At 75.4% G+C, this 17,896-nt stretch carries 14 protein-coding genes and 2 tRNA genes; 11 read left to right on the forward strand and 5 right to left on the reverse strand.

The window, feature by feature from the left end; all coding sequences use genetic code 11:
* The first annotated feature begins 389 nt into the window (after positions 1-389).
* A tRNA-Arg gene (locus tag HH311_RS00005) sits at positions 390-463 on the forward strand.
* Positions 464-588: 125 nt separating this feature from the next.
* Entirely contained in the window at positions 589-1,317 is a 729-nt protein-coding gene (locus HH311_RS00010; protein WP_169181569.1) for a metallophosphoesterase, read from the forward strand.
* 26 nt (positions 1,318-1,343) lie between these two features.
* Here HH311_RS00010 and HH311_RS00015 read toward each other — a convergent pair whose 3' ends face one another.
* A complete protein-coding gene (locus HH311_RS00015; RefSeq protein WP_169181570.1) occupies positions 1,344-2,249 on the reverse strand; it encodes an NAD-dependent epimerase/dehydratase family protein in 906 nt (301 codons plus the stop codon).
* Between the two features lie 19 nt (positions 2,250-2,268).
* Between HH311_RS00015 and HH311_RS00020 the strand changes: the two genes are divergently transcribed.
* A complete protein-coding gene (locus HH311_RS00020; RefSeq protein WP_169181571.1) occupies positions 2,269-2,709 on the forward strand; it encodes a nucleoside 2-deoxyribosyltransferase in 441 nt (146 codons plus the stop codon).
* Positions 2,710-2,831: 122 nt separating this feature from the next.
* Entirely contained in the window at positions 2,832-4,289 is a 1,458-nt protein-coding gene (locus HH311_RS00025; RefSeq protein ID WP_169181572.1) for a wax ester/triacylglycerol synthase family O-acyltransferase, read from the forward strand.
* 16 nt (positions 4,290-4,305) lie between these two features.
* On the opposite strand, the gene HH311_RS00030 is transcribed toward HH311_RS00025, so the two are convergent.
* Positions 4,306-5,811: a gluconokinase gene (locus tag HH311_RS00030; protein ID WP_169181573.1), complete on the reverse strand. Its 1,506-nt coding sequence runs from the start codon at positions 5,809-5,811 to the stop codon at positions 4,306-4,308.
* Between the two features lie 118 nt (positions 5,812-5,929).
* Between HH311_RS00030 and HH311_RS00035 the strand changes: the two genes are divergently transcribed.
* The 7 genes from HH311_RS00035 (at position 5,930) to selB (ending at position 15,910) form a co-directional block, all read left to right on the forward strand.
* Positions 5,930-6,025, forward strand: a tRNA-Sec gene (locus tag HH311_RS00035).
* A gap of 58 nt (positions 6,026-6,083) precedes the next feature.
* Positions 6,084-9,317 carry a formate dehydrogenase gene (fdh, locus tag HH311_RS00045; protein ID WP_248291976.1) on the forward strand — a complete coding sequence of 1,078 codons (3,234 nt, stop codon included), beginning with the start codon at positions 6,084-6,086 and terminating at the stop codon, positions 9,315-9,317.
* A 38-nt stretch (positions 9,318-9,355) separates the two neighbouring features.
* A complete protein-coding gene (locus HH311_RS00050; protein ID WP_169181575.1) occupies positions 9,356-10,441 on the forward strand; it encodes a 4Fe-4S dicluster domain-containing protein in 1,086 nt (361 codons plus the stop codon).
* Positions 10,438-11,523 carry an NrfD/PsrC family molybdoenzyme membrane anchor subunit gene (nrfD, locus tag HH311_RS00055; protein WP_169181576.1) on the forward strand — a complete coding sequence of 362 codons (1,086 nt, stop codon included), beginning with the start codon at positions 10,438-10,440 and terminating at the stop codon, positions 11,521-11,523. The genes HH311_RS00050 and nrfD overlap by 4 nt, the downstream gene beginning before the upstream one ends.
* A gap of 137 nt (positions 11,524-11,660) precedes the next feature.
* On the forward strand, positions 11,661-12,743 hold the full coding sequence (locus HH311_RS00060) for a permease (RefSeq protein WP_169181577.1): 1,083 nt from the start codon (positions 11,661-11,663) through the stop codon (positions 12,741-12,743).
* Positions 12,740-14,044, forward strand: coding sequence for an L-seryl-tRNA(Sec) selenium transferase (selA, locus tag HH311_RS00065; protein WP_169181578.1), 1,305 nt, complete (start codon positions 12,740-12,742; stop codon positions 14,042-14,044). Before HH311_RS00060 ends, selA begins: the two co-directional genes overlap by 4 nt.
* Positions 14,045-14,071: 27 nt before the next feature.
* The gene (gene selB, locus HH311_RS00070) at positions 14,072-15,910 is read left to right on the forward strand and encodes a selenocysteine-specific translation elongation factor (protein WP_169181579.1); all 1,839 of its coding nucleotides are present in this window, start codon (positions 14,072-14,074) and stop codon (positions 15,908-15,910) included.
* A 129-nt stretch (positions 15,911-16,039) separates the two neighbouring features.
* On the opposite strand, the gene HH311_RS00075 is transcribed toward selB, so the two are convergent.
* From HH311_RS00075 to HH311_RS00085, 3 genes are all read right to left on the reverse strand, one after another.
* Entirely contained in the window at positions 16,040-16,765 is a 726-nt protein-coding gene (locus tag HH311_RS00075; protein WP_211189516.1) for an RNA polymerase sigma factor SigF, read from the reverse strand.
* A 53-nt stretch (positions 16,766-16,818) separates the two neighbouring features.
* Positions 16,819-17,220 carry an ATP-binding protein gene (locus tag HH311_RS00080; RefSeq protein ID WP_248291977.1) on the reverse strand — a complete coding sequence of 134 codons (402 nt, stop codon included), beginning with the start codon at positions 17,218-17,220 and terminating at the stop codon, positions 16,819-16,821.
* A 269-nt stretch (positions 17,221-17,489) separates the two neighbouring features.
* Complete coding sequence (locus HH311_RS00085; RefSeq protein ID WP_169181582.1) at positions 17,490-17,891, reverse strand: anti-sigma factor antagonist; 402 nt, start codon at positions 17,889-17,891, stop codon at positions 17,490-17,492.
* Positions 17,892-17,896 lie beyond the last annotated feature (5 nt).

Consider the following 17,896-nt stretch of genomic DNA (forward strand, 5'->3'; position numbering starts at 1 on the left):
GCGCCGAACCCGCCGGTTTCCCGGCGATCCCGTTCGCGGTGATTCCCACGCTACACGATCGTCGTCGGGGCGTTTCGCGGGGGGTGATCCCCGTTCGGGCCCGTGGAAGGACGACCGCGCAGACCTCCGCCCACCCGCCGGAGCAGGCAGGCGTCGATCTCGTCTTCATCTGTGGTGACCGCCGGCGGGAGCGACTCCCGCGCGATCTTCGCGACCCCGGCCGGCCGCACAGAGCGTCCGTTCCCCGGGTGCGGCGACAACAGTACGCCTGCGCGCGGGCACCGTCGAAGCAGGGGGGTGCCCTGGTCGATCGGGCCAGGTCAGGTCGTGGGCGACCCACCTCCACGGGGCGCCGCCCGGACCCTGCCCCGTACCCTCACGGGGCGCAGGCCCCCGTAGCTCAGCCGGACAGAGCAAGGCCCTTCTAATGCCAAGGTCGCAGGTTCGAGTCCTGCCGGGGGCGCGCCTGCCACGCCACCGTGCCGGCCACGACCGGCGCGACCCGGCCGTGCCCGGCGTCTTCCGACGAGCCTGATCGCGTCGGGGAAAGCACTCCCGAGCACCGGTGGTACCGGCCATGCTCGACCGGTGCTCATCGCCCACCTGTCGGATCTGCACCTCGATCTCGGCCGGCGCAGCGCCGACCGCGTGAGGACCGTCGTGGAGCACGTCCGCGCCCTGTCGACCCGCCCCGACCTGACCGTGGTCACCGGCGACGTCGCCGACCACGGGGAGGCCGCGGAGTACGACCGGGCCGCTGAGCTGCTCGACGGACTCGGGGCGTTCCTCGTGCCGGGCAACCACGACGCCCGGCCCACCATGCGGACGCTGCTCGGGCTCCCGGACGGCGCCCCGTTCGCCCGGACCACGGTCGTCGGCGGCACGACGGTCCTCCTCGCCGACTCGCTCCTCGCGGGGCACGACCACGGCGAGCTGTCGCCCGAGAGCCTCGCCCTCCTGGCCGAGGTGTCCGCCCGGCCGGGACCGGTGGTCGTCGCGCTGCACCACCCGCCCCTGCCCGTCGGCAGCGCCCTGCTCGACCCCATCCGGCTGCGGGACCCCGAATCGCTGCTGACCCCGCTGCGGGAGCGCGACGACCCCGCGGTCGTGCTGTGCGGCCACGCGCACACCGCGCTGAGCGCCACCGTCGACGGCGTCCCCGTCCGGATCGCCCCGGGCGTCGCGTCGACGTTGCGCCTGTCCTACGAGCCCGACCCAGACACCCTGGACCGCGCCGCTCCCCCGGGGCTGGCGCTCCACCACCTCGACGAACGCACCGGGGCGCTGCACACGCACATCCGGGCCTTCGCGACCTGAGCACCGACCGAGAGCGCACGCGACGCTCAGCGCCCGACCGCCGCCCACGCGTCGGCGACGATCCGCTCCGGCGTCGACCGCGACGCGGTCCAGCCGAGCTCGGCCCGGGCCCGCGTCGGGTCGGCCACCAGGCGCGGCGGCTCCTCGACCGGGTCGTCGTGGTGCACCGGCACCGGGCGGCCGGTGACGGCGCCGACCACCTCCACGAGCTCGGCCACCGACGTCGGGCGCCCCGAGCCCAGGGTGTAGGCCCGCCACGTGCCGGGCCCGGCGACACCCAGCGCCGCCACGACACCCTCCGCGAGGTCGGCGACGTGCACCAGGTCGCGGACCGCCGACCCGTCGCCGTGGACGGTGAAGCGCTCCCGCTCCCCCAGCACCGTCGCGAGCAGGCCCGGGACGAGCCGGGTCCGGTCGCCGTCCCCGCGCCCCGCGACCGCGCCGGCCACGTTGGCGGCGCGCAGACAGACCACGCCGGCGCCGCCGGCGAGGGCCACGTCCCGGGCGAGGAGGTCGGCCGCCAGCTTGCTCGCCGCGTACGGATGGGCCGGGGCGAGCGGGGCGTCCTCCCGGACCGGGTCGTCGGCCGGGGCGTAGACCGCGCACGTGGACGTCATCACCACCGGGACGTCGGGCCCGGCCGCTGCCAGCACCGTCCGCGTCCCGTCCAGGTTGGTCCGCCAGAAGCCGAGCGGGTCGGTCCACGACTCGCGGACGCGGACGCGCGCGGCCAGGTGGCAGACGGCGTCGGCGCCCCGCAGCGCGGTCGCGACGACGTCGGGGTCGAGCACCGAGCCCGTCACCGGCCGGACACCCGTGGGCAGTCGTCCCGGGTCGCGGGCGAGCCCGACCACCTCGTCGCCGCGCGCGAGCAGCACGTGCGCCACCGCCGCCCCGACGAAGCCCCCGGCCCCGGTCACCACCACGCGCACGGCGCGCCATGATCGCAGGGTGCGCCGCACCGCCTACGTCGCCAGCCCCTACGGCTTCGCCGAGTCCACCCGGCACTTCTACGACCAGCGGCTGCTCCCGCTGGTCCGCGCCCACGTCGACGTCATCGACCCGTGGGTGGTGGACCTGCCCCCCGGTGACGACCCGGCGCAGCGCTGGCTCGCGCTCGGCGACGTCCATCTGGCCGCGATCGCCGAGCGCGCGGACCTCGTCGTCGCCTGCCTCGACCAGGAACCGCCGGACAACGGCACCGTCGTGGAGGTGGCGTGGGCCGCGGCGCACGGCCGCCCCGTCGTCGCCTACCGCGGCGACCAGCGCCAGGGCGGCGAGGAGGGCCTGTCGTACAACCTCATGATCGGCGCCGCGGTCCGGCGCAGCGGCGGCGTGGAGGTGGCGACGCTCGAGGATCTCGACCGCGCGCTCGCCCGACTGGCCGCATGACCAGGGCGGTTTGACCCCTCGGTGCGACGGGCACCACAGCCCTCCGGACGGGCGCCGCGACATCCCGACGGCACGCAGGGCGTTCTTCCCACGAGACACCCCACGGCGGGAGGATTCTGGGCATGGGTGTGATGTCGTTCCGGGACTCGATGTTCCTGCTGGCGGAGTCCCGCGAGCGGCCGACCCACGTCGGGTCGCTCCTGCTCTTCGACCGCCCGGAGGACGCCGGGCCGGACTTCCTCGGGGACCTCCACCGGCGGCTGGTGTCGTCGAACGAGGTGGCGCCGACCTTCGCGCGCCGGGCGGTGCGGTCGGTCGGGACGCTCGGGCAGTGGGCGTGGGAGACCGACCACGACCTCGACATCGAGTACCACGTGCGGCTCTCCGCGCTCCCGCGCCCGGGCCGGATCCGGGAACTGCTCGAGCTCGTCTCCCGCCTGCACGGCACGCTGCTCGACCGCCACCGGCCGCTGTGGGAGTTCCACCTCATCGAGGGCGTGGAGGGCGACCGGTTCGCGGTCTACTTCAAGATCCACCACGCGATGATGGACGGCGTCACCGGCATCCGGCACCTGCAGAAGGCGCTCACCACCGACCCCGACGTCCGCGAGATGCCGCCGTTCTGGCAGGTCGACCCGCGCTCGAGGCGCCGGCCGTCGTCGGAGCGGTCCGCCGAGGTCGCGGTGCCCCCGCAGCAGGGCGGGGTGCTCTCGACGGTGGGCGGCGCCCTGGCCGGCGGCTGGAACACGGTGAGCGCGGCGGTGACGGACACCGCCCGGACCACCACCCAGGCGCTCGGGATCGCGCCGGCCCTCGTCGGCGCCCTCTACGACGGCCTCGCGAGCCGGGACACGACACTGCCCTTCGAGGCACCGCACAGCATGCTCAACGTCCCGATCACGGGGGCCCGCCGCTTCGCCGCCGAGTCGTGGCCGCTCAAGCGGATCCAGCGGGTGCGGGAGCGCACCGGGTCGACGGTGAACGACGTCGTGCTCGCGATGTGCTCCGGCGCGCTGCGGCGCTACATGCTCGACCTCGAGGAGCTGCCCGAGCGGCCGCTGGTGGCCGCCCTGCCCGTCTCGCTCGGGACCAGCGGGGAGGGCAACCAGCTCGGCGCCATCCTGGTCACGCTCGCGACCGACGAGCCCGACGCCGCCACGCGCCTGGCGCGCATCAAGGCCTCCGGGCGGGCCGCGAAGGCGAACCTCGACCAGCGCGACCCGATGGCGATCGCCGCGCTGTCGATGGCGGTGGCGGCCCCGCTGCCGCTCGGCGCGGTGCCCGGGACGTCGTCGGTGCTCAACCCGGGCTTCAACCTGATCATCTCCAACGTCCCCGGCCCCAAGGCGCCGCTGTACTGGGAGGGCGCGAAGCTCAGCGGGCTGTACCCGCTGTCGGTGCCGCTGGACGGGCAGGCCCTCAACATCACGGTCTTCTCCTACGCCGATCACATGGAGTTCGGGCTGACCGGCGACCGGCGCAGCGTGCCGCGCCTGCAGAAGCTGCTGGGCTACCTCGAGGACTCGCTGGCCGAGCTGGAGGAGGCCGCCGACGCCGCGGACGCGCTCGCGGAGGCGTGAGGGTCCCGACGACGGGTCAGGTCGCCCGGAGCTCTCCGGTCACCTCGGCGAGGGCGTCCTGGGCCCGCTCGAGGAGCGCGAGCCGGTCGGTGTAGCGGCGGGCGGCGGCCGTGGGCCTCGCCGTCGTCGGGATCCCGACGTGGTCGGCGGCCCCGGTGAGGGCGTCGACGCCCGGGTCGAGGGCGCCCACCGCCTGCAGACCGAGCAGGGCGGCGCCCCACGCCGAGCCCTGGTGCCCCTCGGGGTAGCCGACGGGGACGCCGAGCACGTCGGCGAGCAGGCCGCGCCAGAAGGGGCTGCGGGCGAACCCGCCGGTCGCGCGCACCTCCTCGACGGCCATCCCGGCCTCGTACAGCGACTCGAGGACCAGCCGCAGCTGCAGGCAGACCCCCTCGAGGAGCGCCCGCGTCAGGTGGCCGCGGCGGTGGGTGTGGCGCAGCCCGAGGAAGGCGCCGCCGAGCGCGCCGTCCCAGCGCGGCGCCCGTTCGGCGAGCAGGTGCGGCACGGCGAGGAGCCCGTCGGCGCCCGGGAGGACGTCGGCGGCCTCGGCGAGCAGCGTCGCGCGGTCCGCACCGAAGGCCTCCGCGGCCCAGTCCAGGACGACACCGCCGTTGGTGGTCGCCCCGCCCGCGACCCAGCGCTCGCGCGTGAGCTCGTAGCAGAACAGCCGGCCCCGGGGGTCGACGCCGGGACGGTCGACCGCGAGCCGCAGCGCGCCGCTGGTGCCGATCGAGCAGGCGAGCACGCCGGGGCGCACGGCGCCCAGCCCGAGATTGGCCAGCGGCCCGTCGCCCGCGCCGGCGACGACCGGCAGGCCGCGCGTCACGCCCCAGGCGTCCGCGACCCGGTCGGTGAGGTGCCCGACGACGTCGGTGGTGTCGACGAGCTCGTCGAGGGCGTCGGGCACGAGGCCGGCGAGGTCGAGGGCCTCGTCGTCCCAGGTGCGCGTCGCGAGGTCGCGCAGCCCGGTCCCGGAGGCGCACGAGGCGTCGGTGACCCGGCGGCCGGTCGCCCGCCCGACGACGAACTCCTTGAGCCCGCCCCACCGCGCCGGCGCGGTGTGCAGGCTCGGGCGCTCGCGGCGCAGCCACGCGAGCTTCACCAGGGGGCTCATGGCGTGGACGGGGGTGCCGGTCCGCCGCTGGAGGGCGACCACGTCGACGGCGCCGGCCCGCCACCGGGCCGCGACGTCCGCGGCCCGCGAGTCGGCCCACGTCATCAGCGGTCCGACCGGCTCGCCGGCGGCGTCGACGCCGAGCAAGCCGTGCATCGCGCCGCTGAACGCGACCGCGACGAGCTCGCGGTGCCCGGCCGCCGTCGTGACCGCGTCGCCCACCGCGTCGCCCACGGCCTCCCAGACCACCTCCGGGTCCTGCACGGCCGCGCCCGGCTCCGGCTCGGCGAGCGGATAGCCGGCGTCCCCGGCACCGAGGACGGTGCCGTCGGCGGCGAAGACGACGGCCTTCGTCGAGGTGGTCCCGAGGTCGACGGCGAGGACGGCGGTCGGGCGCGGCTCGGACAATCCTCGGGACCCCATGATCGACGACGGTTTCCTGACGTCCAGTGTCTGCAACGAGGCTTTCCTGACGTCCGGGACCTCGACACTGCACGGCGGCCGGGTCCTCCCTAGGGTGGCGACCGGAGGCGTCAGGGTTCCTGGTGGGCCCCGCGGTCTTCAACACCGACGTGGCCGGGTATCTCGGCCAGGCGGGTTCGATTCCCGTCCGCCTCCGCCACTTCTCCCCCGGTCCAGAGTCGGGCCCCGGGGCCACCACATCCCAGGAGGTCCACCCCATGGGCGTCCGTACCTGGCTCGGCGAGTGGCCGATCTTCCGCCAGGCCACCGGTCCCGATCCCCTCGCCCGCGGCGCCGCCGTGGAGAGCCCGCGCACGAAGGCGCTGGAGCCGCGCACCGACTCCGCCGACGCCGTCGTGAAGTCGGTCTGCCCGTTCTGCGCCGTGGGCTGCGGGCAGAACGTCTACGTGCGCGACGGGCGCGTCACGCAGATCGAGGGCGACCCCGACTCCCCGATCTCCCGCGGGCGGCTGTGCCCGAAGGGGTCCGCCTCGACGTCGTTGGTGACCTCCCCCAGCCGCGTCACGACGGTCCGCTACCGCCGGCCGTACGGCACGGAGTGGGAGGACCTCGACCTCGACACCGCGGTCGACATGATCGCCGACCGGGTGATCGACGCCCGGCGCCGCGGGTGGCAGGACACCGACGACGAGGGCCGCGTCCTGCGGCGCACGCTGGGCTTCTCCAGCCTCGGCGGCGCGACGCTGGACAACGAGGAGAACTACCTCATCAAGAAGCTGTTCATGGCGCTCGGCGCGATCCAGGTGGAGAACCAGGCGCGCATTTGACACAGCGCCACCGTCCCCGGTCTGGGGACCAGCTTCGGCCGCGGAGGGGCCTCGAACTTCCAGCAGGACCTGATCCACTCGGACTGCATCGTCATCGAGGGATCGAACATGGCGGAGGCCCACCCGGTGGGCTTCCAGTGGGTCATGGAGGCGAAGGCGCGCGGCGCCAAGGTCATCCACGTCGACCCGCGGTTCACGCGGACCAGCGCCGTCGCCGACCTGCACGTGCCGTTCCGGGCGGGCGGCGACATCGCCTTCCTCGGCGGGCTCATCAACTACGTGCTGGCCAACGAGCTCGACTTCCGCGAGTACGTGCAGACCTTCACCAACGCCGCCGACCTCGTCGGTGAGGACTTCGTCGACACCGAGGACATGGCCGGGCTCTTCTCCGGCTACGACCCCGAGACCGGGCGCTACGACCCGATCAGCTGGCAGCTCGAGGACCAGTTCGAGGCGCCGGCGGCCGGGCAGCGCGACCACTGGGAGGCCGGGCTGCGCGAGCACCACGCCGCGCAGACCTCCGACACCGGCGGCGGCAGCGGTCAGGGCGCGGCCACGACGGACAACCCGGCCCGCGACGAGACGCTGCAGCACCCCCGCTGCGTCTACCAGGTGCTCAAGCGGCACTACGCCCGCTACACACCCGAGGCCGTCTCCCAGGTGTGCGGCATGGACCCGGAGCAGTTCCTCGAGGTCGCGCGCGCGATCACCGAGAACTCGGGCCGGGACCGGACGACCGCGTGGGTGTACTCGGTGGGCTGGACCCACCACAGCGTCGGCGCCCAGTACATCCGCGCCGCGTCGATCCTGCAGACGCTGCTCGGCAACATGGGCCGCCCGGGCGGCGGCATCCTCGCCCTGCGTGGGCACGCGTCGATCCAGGGCTCCACCGACATCCCGACGCTCTACGACCTGCTGCCGGGCTACATCCCCATGCCCAACGCGCACCTGCACGAGGATCTGCAGAGCTTCCTCGACGCGGACGCGGCGAAGACCGGGTTCTGGGGCAACATGGACGCCTACCTGATCAGCCTGCTCAAGGCGTGGTGGGGCGACGCGGCGACCGCGGAGAACGACTGGGCGTTCGACAACCTGCCGCGCCTGACCGGCAACCACGGCACGTACGGCATCGTCCGGGACCAGATCGACCGGAAGAGCTTCGGCTACTTCCTCGTCGGCGAGAACCCGGCGATCGGGCACGCCAACGGCAAGATGCAGCGTCTCGGCCTGGCCAACCTGGAGTGGCTCGTCGTCCGGGACATGCAGATGATCGAGTCGGCCACGTTCTGGAAGGACGGGCCGGAGATCGAGACCGGGGAGCTGCGGACCTCCGACATCGGCACCGAGGTCTTCTTCCTGCCGTGCGCCAACCACACCGAGAAGTCGGGGACGTTCACCAACACCCAGCGCCTGCTGCAGTGGCGCCGCGAGGCGGTGCACCCGCCGGGCGACGCCCGCTCGGAGCTGCACTTCTACTACCACCTGGGCCGGAAGATCCGGGAGAAGCTGGCGGGCTCGACCGACGAGCGGGACCGCCCGATCCTCGACCTCACGTGGGACTACCCGACGTTCGGGATCCACTCCGAGCCGGACCCGGAGGCGGTCCTCGGGGAGATCAACGGGTACGACGCCGAGGGCCGCCCGCTCTCGACCTACACCCAGCTGAAGGCCGACGGGTCGACGACGGCCGGCTGCTGGATCTACACCGGGGTCTACGCCGACGGGATCAATCAGGCCGACCGGCGCAAGCCGGGCTCGGAGCAGGACTGGGTCGCCGCGGAGTGGGGCTGGGCCTGGCCCGCGAACCGCCGCACGCTCTACAACCGGGCCTCGGCCGACGCCGAGGGCAAGCCGTGGAGCGAGCGCAAGGCCTACGTCTGGTGGGACGACGAGTCCGGACGCTGGACCGGGCACGACGTGCCGGACTTCGAGGCGACCAAGGAGCCCGGCTACAAGCCGCAGCCGGGCGCCCGCGCGCAGGACGCGCTCGCCGGCACCGACGCGTTCATCATGCAGGCCGACGGCAAGGCGTGGCTGTACGCGCCCGCCGGCCTGGCCGACGGGCCGTTGCCGACCCACTACGAGCCGGTCGAGTCGCCGGTGGCGAACCTGCTGCACGACCAGCAGGACAACCCGGCCCGGGAGGACATCGACCGCGCCTGGAACCGGCTCAACCCGGCGCGCTCCGAGGTCTATCCGTACGTGTTCCTCACCTACCGGCTCACCGAGCACCACACCGCCGGCGGGATGAGCCGCACGCTGCCCTACCTCTCCGAGCTGCAACCGGAGTTCTTCTGCGAGGTCTCCCCCGCGCTGGCGCGCGAGCGGGGGCTCGAGCACATGGGGTGGGCGACGCTCGTCTCGGCGCGGACGGCCATCGAGGCCCGCGTCCTGGTGACCGAGCGCATGAAGCCGCTGCGGATCGGGGACCAGACCGTCCACCAGATCGGCCTGCCCTACCACTGGGGGGCCAACGGGGTGTCGACCGGCGATCCCGCGAACGACCTGCTCGGTGTGGTGATGGACCCCAACGTCCACATCCAGGAGTCGAAGGTTGCGACCTGCGACATCCAGCCGGGCCGGCGCCCGCGGGGCCCGGCACTCCTCGAGTTCGTGGAGCAGTACCGGCGCAAGGCCGGCGTCGAGCCGGGAGGGATCCACTAGATGACTTCGGGAGACGAAGCGGAGCGGGAGCTCGACCGATGACGAACGTGTGGGACGCGTTCTCGAGGACGGACGACTCGCTCTACGGGCCGCTGCCCGACCCGGCGGCGAACGCGGGGTTCGCACCGGACCACCCCAAGCGGGTCGGGTTCTTCACCGACACCTCGGTGTGCATCGGGTGCAAGGCCTGCGAGGTGGCCTGCAAGGAGTGGAACCTGGTCCCCGACGACGGGACCGACGCCTCCGACCTCTACCGCCTCACCGGGATGTCCTACGACAACACCGGTGACCTCGGCGCCTCGACGTGGCGGCACGTGGCGTTCATCGAGGACGTGCGCCCGCACGGGACGGCGACGACCGCCCACGGCGGCGAGGTCACGACGGGGCACATCCCGGCCGGCCTGCCCGCGCTCGGCGGCGGCGCGCTGCCGAAGGCGCGGGACGCGGCGACGGCGCCGCCCGGCCCGGGCGGGAACGGCGAGGGCACCGTCGACCTCCTGTCGCTGCTGCCCGAGTCCGGCGCGCACGGCCAGCAGACCCCCGACGACGAGCGCGACGTCCGGTGGCTGATGGCCTCGGACGTCTGCAAGCACTGCACGCACGCCGGGTGCCTCGACAACTGCCCGACCGGGGCGCTCTTCCGCACCGAGTTCGGCACCGTCGTGGTGCAGGACGACATCTGCAACGGCTGCGGGTACTGCGTGCCGTCGTGCCCCTACGGCGTCATCGACGTCCGCGGGTCCGACGGCGGCGCCCACAAGTGCACGCTCTGCTACGACCGCCTCGGCAGCGGGCTCGAGCCGGCCTGCGCGAAGGCGTGCCCGACGAACTCCATCCAGTTCGGCGACCTCGACGAGCTGCAGGCCGCCGCGGACGCGCGGCTCGCCGAGCTGCACGGGCGGGGGGTGGAGGAGGCCCGGCTCTACGGGCGCGACGAGGACGACGGGGTCGGCGGTGACGGCGCGTTCTTCCTGCTGCTCGACGAGCCGGAGGTCTACGGGCTGCCGCCGGACCCGATCGTCACCACCCGGGACCTGCCCGAGATGTGGCGCAACGCGGCGCTGACCGCCGTCGGCCTCGGCGTCGCCGCGGTGGCGGCGTTCTGGAAGGGCGGCCGGCGATGACCCACGACACGAACCCCACGGAGATGCCCGAGCGGTCGCGCATCGACCACGACCAGGTCAAGCCCCGCCGGGGCGGGGGCCGCAAGGGCGAGCAGCTGCAGGTCCCCGAGGCCGAGTTCCGCTCCTACTACGGCCGGCCCATCATCAAGGCGCCGGTGTGGAAGAACCCGGACGTCCCGCTGTACCTGTTCCTCGGCGGGCTGGCCGGGTCGTCGTCGGTGCTGGCCGCGATGGCCACCGCGACGGACCGGCCGACGCTGCGCCGGGCGGGCCGTGTCGCGGCGGTGGGCGGCGCCATGGGCGGCACCGTCTTCCTCATCCACGACCTGCACCGCCCGAGCCGCTTCCTGCACATGCTGCGGGTGTTCAAGCCGACCTCGCCGCTGTCGGTGGGCTCCTGGATCCTGTCGCCGTTCGCGGCCTTCGCGACGGCGACGGCGGGTGCGGAGGCGCTGTCGTCGGTCGTCGGCGACACCCGGTGGGGTCGCTTCGTCCGCCGCGCCGGTGACGTGTCGGGCGTCGCGACCGCGGCCGTGGGCCCGGCGCTCGCCACCTACACGGCGGTGCTGATCTCGAACACCGCGGTGCCGACCTGGCACGAGGCGCACCGCCACCTGCCGGTGCTCTTCGCCGGCAGCGCGGCCGCGGCCGGCGGTGGCTGGGGACTGCTGTTCTCCTCGGTGCGCGACAACGAGCCGGCCGCCCGGCTCGGCGTCCTCGGCGCGGCCGTCGAGCTCGCGACCGAGGAGAAGATGACCCGCGACCTCGGCATGCTCGCCGACGTCTACGACAAGGGCCGCGCGAAGACGCTGATGACGGCGTCGAAGGCCTGCCTGGCCCTCGGCGCGGTCGGTGCCGTGCTCGGCCGCAGGCGACGGTGGGCCGCGGCCCTCTCCGGCGCCGCGCTCATGGCCGGGTCGGCCCTGACCCGGTTCGGGGTGTTCGACGCCGGGATCGCCTCGGCGAACGACCCGGCGCACATCGTGGTCCCGCAGCGCGAGCGCATCCGGCAGCGCGAGGAGGCCGTCCGGCCCGGGACGACGCCGCCCGACCGCCGGTACGTGCCCGCGGCCGGGTCGTAGGCCCGCTCCGGGCGCACGAACGGCCGGTTCGTCACCGAAGAAGGTCACGAACCGGCCGTTCGTGCGTCGTGGGGTGGGGCCGGGCCCACACCGGGCTCCCGTGCGGGAGCGCCCGACGCCCCGCAGACTGATCTCCCGTGACGACCTCCGGCTCCCCCGTCCCCCGGGCCGTCCCGGCCGGCGTCCTCGCCGGGGTGGTCGCCCTCCTGGCCGTCGGGCTCCTGCTGTGGGCCAAGTGGCTGCCGTACGCGGCCAAGCTCCCGACGGTGGCCGGGTCGCGGTCGTTGGGCAGCTCGATCGTGACGGGCGGGGCGGCCGCGCCACCCCCGGTGTCGCTGTCCGCGGGGCTCGCCTTCGCGGGGACCTACTTCGTGGCGATCGGGCCCGCACTCCTCGCGGGCCTGCTGCTCGCGGCGGCGGTGCAGACGGTGCTGCCGAGCGACTGGGTGGCGCGGCTGGTCGGGCGCGGGCGCGGCGCGGTCGCCGGCGGGACGCTGGCCCTGCCCGGGATGATGTGCAGCTGCTGCGCGGCACCGATCGCGGTGGGGCTGCGCCGCCGCGCCGCGGACGTGCGGGCCGCGCTCGCGTTCTGGCTCGCGAGCCCGGCGCTGAACCCGGTGGTGCTCGCCTTCTGCGCGTTCGTGCTGCCGTGGCCCTGGACGGTGCTGCGCCTGGCCGGCGGGCTCGTCGTCGTCGGGCTGGCGGCGCTCCTGGCCCGACGGGGCCGGACCGTCCCGCGCGACGCCGAGGACCTGGTGGGCAGGGACGCACCCGGCGACGCACCCGACGAGCGCCCGCTCCCCGTCCGGTTCCTCACCGCGCTCGGCGGCCTCGCGCTGCGTCTGCTGCCCGAGCTGGCCGTGCTCGTCGTCGTGCTCGGGGCGCTGCGGGGTCTGCTGTTCCCGGTCGGGGCCGGGCTCGCGGCGACGCACGGCCTCGTCGTCGTGGGCGTCGTCGTGCTGCTGGCGGTCGCCGGGACGCTCCTGCCGGTGCCGACCGGCGCGGAGGTCGCGGTGGTGGCCGCGCTCCTCGCCGCGGGCGTCGCCCCCGCGGTCGCGGCCGCGCTGCTGCTCACGCTCCCGACCGTCAGCCTGCCCTCGCTGCTCATGGTGCGGCGCGCGTTCCCGCGGACGCTGCTGCTGGGCGTCGCGGGCGTGGTCGTGCTGGTGGGGGTCGCCTCGGCGCTCGTCGTCGCGGCAGGAGGATCCTGGGGCGCATGACAGGGGCGAGCACCGTGGACCCGCGGCGACGGATCCCGCGCACCGACGCCGTGCTGGCCGACCCGCGGGTGGCCGGGGCGGTCGACGTCGTCGGGCGCGCCCGGGTGAAGGACCTCGTCACCGCCGCCCAGGACCGCGCCCGCCGCGGCGAGCTCGCGCCCGAGGAGGTGACCGACGCCGTCGTCGCCGAGCTCGCGCGGCTCGGGCCGACCGCGGCGAGCCTGCGCCCGGTGATCAACGCCAGCGGGGTGCTGCTGCACACCAACCTCGGGCGGGCCCCGCTCTCGGCGGCCGCGCGGGACGCCGTCGTCGCCGCGGCCGGGACGACCGACGTCGAGCTCGACCTCGCGACCGGGGACCGCGGCCGTCGGGGGGCCGGCGCGCTCGACGCGCTCGCCGCGGCGGTGCCGGACGCGGGCGGGGTGCACGTCGCCAACAACGGCGCCGCGGCCCTGGTCCTCGCGGCGACCGCGCTCGCCGCGGGCCGGGAGATCGTGATCGCCCGGGGCGAGATGGTCGAGATCGGCGACGGGTTCCGGGTGCCGGACCTGCTGGAGTCGACGGGCGCGCGGCTGCGCGAGGTCGGCACGACGAACCGGGTGCACCCCCGCGACTACGCCGACGCGGTCGGGCCCGACACCGGGATGATCCTCAAGGTCCACCCGTCGAACTTCCTGGTCACCGGGTTCACCTCCGCGGTGCCGACGGCCGGGCTGGTCGGTCTGGGGGCACCCGTCGTCGTCGACATCGGGTCGGGTCTCCTCGCGCCCGACCCGGCGCTGCCCGACGAGCCCGACGCCGCCACGGCCCTGCGCGCGGGCGCCGACCTCGTCACGGCCTCGGGCGACAAGCTGCTCGGCGGACCGCAGGCGGGTCTGCTGCTCGGCACCGCGGAGCTGGTGCACCGGCTGCGCCGCCACCCGCTGGCGCGGGCGCTGCGGGTGGACAAGCTGACCCTGGCCGCGCTCGAGGCCACGCTGCGCGGACCGGAGCCGCCGGCGCGGGCGATGCTGCACACCCCGGTCGCCGCGCTGTGGGCGCGGGCCGAGGCGCTCGCGGCCGAGCTGGGGCTCCAGGCCGTGGCGTGCGCGGCCGCCGTCGGGGGTGGCGGGGCGCCGGGCGTGGAGCTGCCGAGCGCGGGGCTCGCGCTGCCGGTCGGGGCGGCGGCCGCGCTGCGGGCCGGGACCGACCCCGTCGTCGCGCGGGTGGAGCACGGCCGGTGCGTGGTCGACCTGCGCTCGGTCGACCCGGTCGACGACGCGCGCCTCGCGGTGGCGATCCGGGCCGCGGTGCTGCCATGAGGAGGTCGACACCGTGAGGTCGGCACCGTGAGGGTCGTCGCGACGGCCGGCCACGTCGACCACGGCAAGTCCACGCTGATCCGGGCGCTGACCGGGATGGAGCCCGACCGGTGGGCCGAGGAGCGCCGGCGCGGGATGACGATCGACCTCGGGTTCGCCTGGACGACGCTGCCGGGCCTGGCCGAGCCGGTCGCGTTCGTCGACGTGCCCGGGCACGAGCGGTTCGTGACGCAGATGCTGGCGGGCGTCGGGCCGGTCCCGGCCACGATGTTCGTCGTCGCCGCCGACGAGGGCTGGATGCCGCAGTCCGGCGAGCACCTCGACGCGCTGCACGCGCTCGGGGTGCGGCACGGGCTGCTGGTGGTGACGCGCTCGGACCTCGCCGACCCCGAGCTCGCGCGTGACGAGGCGCTGGAGCACCTGGCGGAGTCGTCGCTCGGGCGGCTGCCCGCGGTGTGCGTGTCCGGCGCGACCGGCGAGGGGCTCGACGAGCTCCGGACCGCGCTGGTCTCCCTGGTCGAGGGGCTCCCGGCGCCCGACCGCGGCGGCGACGTGCGACTCTGGGTCGACCGGGCGTTCACCATCCGGGGCGCGGGCACCGTCGTCACCGGGACGCTCGGGGGCGGACGGATCGCGGCGGGCGACGAGCTGGTGCTGGCCGGCGCCGACGGCGACCGCCCGGTGACGGTGCGGGGCCTGCAGGCGCTGGGGGCGCCGGTCGAGGCCGCCGAGGCCGTGTCCCGGGTGGCGGTGAACCTGCGCGGCGTGCCGCTGGAGGCGCTCTCCCGCGGGGACGCGCTGCTCACCCCGGGGCGGTGGCTGGCGACGTCCGTCGTCGACGTCCGGCTCCACCCGCCGCGCGGGACCGGCGCGCGGAGCGCCGACGACGCCCTGCCCGCGCAGGTCATGCTGCACGTCGGGTCCGCGGCCGTGGCGGCCCGCGTGCGGCCGCTCTCCCGCGCCGACGCCCCGGACGCCGGCGCCGAGCCGGGCACCCGCACGCTGCGGCTGACACTGCGCGTCCCGCTGCCGCTGCGCCCCGGCGACCGCGCGCTGCTGCGCGACCCGGGCGCGCACGCCGTCCTCGGCGGCGTGACGGTGCTCGACGTCCGCCCGCCCGAGCTGCGCCGGCGGGGCGCGGCGCGGTCGCGGGCAGCGCAGCTCGCCGGGACCTCCGGGGCACCCGACCCGGCCGCGGAGCTGCACCGTCGCAAGCTCCTGCGGATCGACGACCTGGCGGGGCTGGGGCTCGCGGGGGCGCCACCCGACGCGCCGGGGCTGGCGGGCTGGCTCGTCGACCCGGAGCACCTGGACGCGCTCGCGGGCCGGCTCGTCGACGCGGTCGCGGAGCACGCGCGGGCGGACCCGCTCGACCCGGGGCTACCCGCGCGGGCCGCCGCCCGGGCCCTGGAGCTGCCCGAGCCGCGGCTGCTCGCGCTCGTGCTCGCCCGTCCGCCCGCCTCGGACGACCTGACCGAGGAAGGCGGACGGATCCTGCGCCGTGGCGACGGCGGGCTGCCGCCGGCCGTGCGGACGGCGCTCGCGGAGGTCGCGAAGGACCTGGCGTCGTCGCCGTTCGCGGCACCCGACGCGGACCGGCTCGCCGAGCTCGGGCTCGGGGCGAAGCAGCTGGGGGCGGCGGTGCGGGCGGGGGAGCTGCTCCGGGTCGCCGACGGGGTCTACCTGCTGCCCGACGGCCCGGACCGCGCGGTCGAGGTGCTCGCGACGCTCGAGCAGCCGTTCACGGTGTCGGCGGCCCGCCAGGCGCTGGGGACGACGCGGCGGGTGGCGGTGCCGCTGCTCGAGCTGTTGGCGCGGACGGGCCGGACCCGGCACGAGGGGGGAGCGCACTCCGTGCGCATGTGAACGATTTTGGTCGCTGGGACGACCAAAATCGTTCACAACATAAGGGGTCGCGCAGTCTCGCGACGCACCCCGTCCATGTGAACGTTTTTGGTCGTCCCAGCGACCACAATCGTTCACATGGCCTCCGGCCTATTCCGACAGCTCCTGCCGCAGCGCCGCCAGCGTGCGGGTGAGCAGCCGGGACACGTGCATCTGCGAGACCCCGACCCGCTCGGCGATCTGGGTCTGGGTCATCCCGCCGAAGAAGCGCAGCATCACGATCGTGCGCTCCCGCTCGGGCAGCCGGCGCAGGGCGGGCTGGACGGTCTCGCGGTGCTCGACCTGGGTGAGCTCGTCGTCGTCGGTGCCGAGCACGTCGGCGAGGCGCCCGGAGGAGGGGTCGTCGACGAGCATGTCGTCCAGCGAGCTCGACCGGTACGCGTTCGCGGCCTCGAGCGCCTCGAGGACCTCCTCGCGGGGCCGCTGCAGCCGGTCGGCGAGCTCACCCGCCGTCGGGGCGCGGCCCAGCTCCTGGGAGAGCGCGGGCATCGCGGAACCGATCGCGAGGCGCAGGTCCTTGAGCCGGCGCGGCACGCGCGTCGACCACGCCTTGTCGCGGAAGTAGCGACGCACCTCGCCGGTGATCGTCGGCACCGCGTAGGACAGGAAGTCCGAGCCGCGCTCCGGGGAGAACCGGTCCACCGCGTGGATCAGCCCGACCGTGGCGACCTGCTCGAGGTCCTCCTGCGGCTCGCCGCGCTGGGAGAAGCGTCGGGCGATGTGGCGCGCCAGCGGGAGGTAGCCCTCGACGAGGCGGTCGCGCAGGGCCTCGCGGCGGGGGTCGTCCGCGGGGAGGTTGGCGTGCTCGATGAGCATCGGCACGAGGTGGCCGTAGGAGTCGTCCCCGCGCTGTTCCCCGGCCGGCGCGCTCACGTCGTCGACCGGTCCTTCAGCAACCGGATGCCGATCCACCCGCCGTCGCCACCGAGGACCTCGGCGGCGTCGGTGAGGGTGTCCAGCACCCGCCAGCCGAACGTGTCCTGGCGCAGCGTGGTGGGCGACTCGACGGGCACGCGGGCCACCACGGCGATCCGGCCCTCGGCGACGGTGAACCCGCACCGCAGCTGCCCGCCCGGCGCGGCCAGCGGCACGAGGGCCGAACAGGCCTCGTCGACGGCCATCCGCAGGTCGGACACCGCGTCGAGGTCGAAGTCGGCCCGGGCCGCGAGGTCCGCGGCGACGGCGCGCACCGACGGGATCAGTGCCGGGTCGGCGTGCACCCGCACCTCGACCGGGCTGGGCACCTCCGCGAGGTCCTTCGTGGCCGGCAAGCCGTCGACCTCCGTCGCCGCTCCCGGAGCGGGAACCTCGGGCACGCGCTCACGCTGGGCGGGTTCGGGCGTCTGCACGACTGCGGGTCTCCGTTTCGCGGCGGGTCGGACGGGGCCGACGAGATGTTCCGGGGGTGGGGGCACGATCGGGCACCGGGGGTGCGGCGATCGTGCGTCACCGTATCGGCGCACGCGTCGCCGGTCACGACCGGTGGCGACGAGCGTGTCGGCTGCCCGTCGCGACGGTGTTCTCCCCGGGGCGGGCCGCCTCAGGCGGCCAGCGCCTCCTCCACCGTGGGGTGGATCTCGAAGAGGTCGGTGAGGCCGGTGGCCTGCAGCGGACGGCTGACCGGCCGGCTGTCGGCGACCAGGCGCAGGGCCACACCGCGGTTGCGCGACTCGTCGAGGGCCTCGACCAGCAGCGCGAGCCCGCTCGAGCCGAGGAACTCGACGGCGAGCATGTCGAGGACGAGCACGGTGAGCCCGGCCCCCAGCTCCTCGGTGACCTTGGCCCGCAGCGCCGGCGTGGTCAGCATGTCGATCTCGCCGGACAGGCGGATCACCGACGTGTCGCCGGAGCGCTCGACCTCGACCCCCATCGGCTCCTCGGTGGAGAAGTCGTCCTCGGTCGCCACGACCTCACGCCCCCCGTTCCCTGCGCTCTCGGACATGCACT

Origin of the sequence: Actinomycetospora sp. TBRC 11914 (assembly GCF_012933465.1) — a bacterium.
Classification (GTDB): domain Bacteria; phylum Actinomycetota; class Actinomycetes; order Mycobacteriales; family Pseudonocardiaceae; genus Actinomycetospora.

What these genes read in the sequence shown, in the direction of transcription:
- selA (WP_169181578.1), top strand. Translation starts at nt 12,740, where the DNA reads ATGACAGGGGCGAGCACCGTGGACCCGCGGCGACGGATCCCGCGCACC.
- HH311_RS00085 (WP_169181582.1), bottom strand. Translation starts at nt 17,891, where the DNA reads ATGTCCGAGAGCGCAGGGAACGGGGGGCGTGAGGTCGTGGCGACCGAG.
- nrfD (WP_169181576.1), top strand. Translation starts at nt 10,438, where the DNA reads ATGACCCACGACACGAACCCCACGGAGATGCCCGAGCGGTCGCGCATC.
- HH311_RS00075 (WP_211189516.1), bottom strand. Translation starts at nt 16,765, where the DNA reads ATGCTCATCGAGCACGCCAACCTCCCCGCGGACGACCCCCGCCGCGAG.
- HH311_RS00025 (WP_169181572.1), top strand. Translation starts at nt 2,832, where the DNA reads ATGGGTGTGATGTCGTTCCGGGACTCGATGTTCCTGCTGGCGGAGTCC.
- HH311_RS00050 (WP_169181575.1), top strand. Translation starts at nt 9,356, where the DNA reads ATGACGAACGTGTGGGACGCGTTCTCGAGGACGGACGACTCGCTCTAC.